Here is a 596-nt window from a genome sequence, read left to right on the forward strand (position 1 = left end):
GCCAGCGGTGGCTTCCTGGCACCGTTCGTCGCCCCGGATATCGTCTGGGACTTCCGCCTGCCGCGTGTGAAATCGATCAGTGCTTCAGGCCATAAATTCGGTCTGGCTCCGCTGGGCTGCGGCTGGGTTATCTGGCGTGATGAAGAAGCGCTGCCGCAGGAACTGGTGTTCAACGTTGACTACCTGGGTGGTCAGATTGGTACTTTTGCCATCAACTTCTCCCGCCCGGCGGGTCAGGTAATTGCGCAGTATTATGAATTCCTGCGCCTCGGTCGTGAAGGCTATACCAAAGTACAGAACGCCTCTTACCAGGTTGCCGCTTATCTGGCGGATGAAATCGCCAAACTGGGGCCGTATGAGTTCATCTGTACGGGTCGTCCGGACGAAGGCATCCCGGCGGTTTGCTTCAAACTGAAAGATGGTGAAGATCCGGGATACACCCTGTACGACCTCTCTGAACGTCTGCGTCTGCGCGGCTGGCAGGTTCCGGCCTTCACTCTCGGCGGTGAAGCCACGGACATCGTGGTGATGCGCATTATGTGTCGTCGCGGCTTCGAAATGGACTTTGCTGAACTGTTGCTGGAAGACTACAAAGC

At 56.9% G+C, this 596-nt stretch carries 1 protein-coding gene; it reads left to right on the forward strand.

Annotated elements, in window-relative coordinates:
- Window positions 1-596 (forward strand): pyridoxal-dependent decarboxylase (locus OQV04_RS24850; protein WP_235635473.1); only part of this gene is annotated, 596 nt, incomplete at both ends.

Source organism: Escherichia sp. Lx600-2 (assembly GCF_036662595.1).
GTDB lineage: Bacteria > Pseudomonadota > Gammaproteobacteria > Enterobacterales > Enterobacteriaceae > Escherichia > Escherichia coli.